Genomic DNA, 2523 nt, shown 5'->3' on the forward strand with positions numbered 1-2523 from the left:
AACACCGGCGCCAGCACCAGCAACTTCAAGTTCGTGCCTTGGGACGACGTGGCAGAACTCGGCGGGCTGATCCCCAATGCTACCTACAATCCGCTCGATGGCCTGCTGTAACAGTTCTGGGCGTGCACAACGCCCGCCCTCGTTGAGAACCCAGCCCTGTTCATGAAGGGGCCGAAGGGCCCCGAATAGCATCCTAGAAATTCATTATCCTGTTTCTAAAGCCAAAACTGCGGCATCTCTTGACCTGCATGCCCCCATCAGCGCGAGACAGGCTCACTCATCCTTTTTGATCCAAATTTTCATCCGGTGATATTTTCACTAAAGGAGCGACTATGGCAGTTATCGATACCTCTCCGCCATCCGGACAGCTCGGCCTAGCAACCCCTCTTGGAGAACTCCTCGGACGTTCAGATGCCGACATGAACGCCGAGTTCGCCGATTACGCCGAGCTAGGTGTTGCCTGGGTTCGTACAGACTTCTGGTGGGATCTGGTGCAATCCGGTGGACCAAACAGCTACAACTGGTCGGAACTCGACCGCATGGTCGCTGCCGCCAACAAGTATAACATCAAGGTTGTGGCCACGCTCCATGGCACGCCCGATTGGATCGATAGCAGCGGCGGCATGCGCGCCGATGCCAACATCCTAGCGTATGCCAACTTCGCCAAGGCTGCCGCTGAACACTTCGCGGGTAAAGTTCAGCACTGGCAGATCTGGAACGAGCCAAACCTGCGCCTGTACTGGCACGTACAACCCGACGCCTCTGATTACACCAAAACACTCAAGGCCGCTAACACAGCAATCAAAGGTGCTGATCCCAGTGCCTTTGTGATTTCGGGCGGCCTATCGCCTGCACCTGAAACGGCAGGCGATCACGTCGGCGCCGTCGCATTTTTAGATCAAATGTATGCCAATGGTGCACGAGGCTCCTTTGATGCCGTGGGGTACCATCCCTACTCTTGGCCACTGATGCCGGACGATTCCGCACCATGGAACGGTTGGGAGATGATGGAAACAGGCATCCGCCAAACCATGATAGCCAATGGTGATGCCAATACGCCAGTGTGGATGACTGAGATGGGCGGCCCCACCAGCGGGCGAACCAATGCTATTTCTCAGCAGAGGCAGGCTGACACAATTCAGCAGTCCTATGATCTAGCCACTGGCTACTCGTGGGCAGGTCCGATCATGTGGTATACCTATCAGGATCGCGGTGGCAGCACGAGCAATGCAGAGAACTGGTTTGGGCTTGTTGGCCCGAACGGTGAACGCAAGGCAGCTTATGCAGCCTACCAGAACATCGCTCTTCATGATGGACCGAACACTGCTGATCCAACTCCATCACCGACCGCGAAAGTCACGTTTCAGCAGGGCGTGAACGGCTATGCGGGCACGCTGGACACGATGGTGCGGGAAGGCACCTCGGACGCAAGCTACGGGAACGCACGGATCGATGGGTTCAGTGCGACCTCCATCGATGCGGCTGATCCGAGCGGGACTGGTCAGGAGAGCCAAGGCCTGCTTCAGTTCACTGGTCTGATCGGCACAGGATCTGGCCAGATCCCGCACGGAGCCCGCATCACTAAAGCAGGACTGACCCTGCATAACAGCGATGCCGGTGACGGCGCCGCCCTGCACCGGATGTTGGCTGACTGGTCTGATGGTACGACTTGGAACTCGCTCGGGACCGGCATACAGGCCAATGGCACCGAGGCGGCTGCCAAGGCAGACCTTGTTACCGGCCAACAGCCTGGATCCGGCACCAGTACCTTTGACGTCACCTCAAGCGTGCAAGCCTGGGCCAGTGGAGCGGAGAACCATGGTTGGGCCTTTCTGCCCTTGGGCGAAAATGGCTGGGATTTCAGATCCTCGGAGGGGCAAGCCCCCCCGACCCTTACCATTGAATACACCGCCAGTTCAGCCGCAGCATCAATGGTGTTAAATGGCGATTGGCTCCTCTGACAGTTTAGGGCGGGCCTAATGCCTGCCCTAAACTGTCGGCTCGCTCACAGCTACTTTGTCTCCGAGGCCTCCGTCTACCGGCTGCTCAAGGCGCGGAATCTGATCACCAGCCCAGCCTTCATCGTCATGAAGGCCGCAGACGAGTTCAAGGACAAGACCACCGCGCCCAACCAGCTCTGGTGCACCGGCCTCGGCTGCTGTCGGATAACGGCTCAAGCTACATCTCGGCAGACTTGGCGTCCTGGCTGGAGGGCAAGGGCATGACCCATGTGCGTGGGGCGCCGCACCATCCCATGACGCAGGGCAAGATCGAGCGCTGGCACCAGACGCTCAAGAGCCGCATCCTGCTGGAGAACTACTTCCTGCCCGGTGATCTGGAAGCGCAGATCGAGGCGTTTGTGGCCAACTACAATCACTGGCGCTACCACGAGAGCCTCGACAATCTCACGCCAGCTGACGTCTACTTCGGACGCGGAGAGGCCATTTGATCTTCCCCCGACTACTTGGACACCGGGTTAACTCGCTTTTCGCTCAGCTTGTTCGGGTGTGAGATACCCGAGCG

1 protein-coding gene and 1 pseudogene are annotated in these 2523 nt (G+C 58.3%); both read left to right on the plus strand.

Annotation, left to right across the window (positions count from 1 at the left end; all coding sequences use genetic code 11):
* Positions 1-332: 332 nt before the first annotated feature.
* Positions 333-1961, plus strand: a complete 1629-nt coding sequence (locus JKG68_RS31845; protein WP_202066383.1) for a DNRLRE domain-containing protein — start codon at positions 333-335, stop codon at positions 1959-1961.
* A gap of 51 nt (positions 1962-2012) precedes the next feature.
* Positions 2013-2446, plus strand: a pseudogene (locus JKG68_RS31850) (integrase core domain-containing protein); the annotation flags it as partial.
* Positions 2447-2523 lie beyond the last annotated feature (77 nt).

The sequence above is a fragment of the Microvirga aerilata genome, assembly GCF_016743775.1.
Classification (GTDB): domain Bacteria; phylum Pseudomonadota; class Alphaproteobacteria; order Rhizobiales; family Beijerinckiaceae; genus Microvirga; species Microvirga aerilata.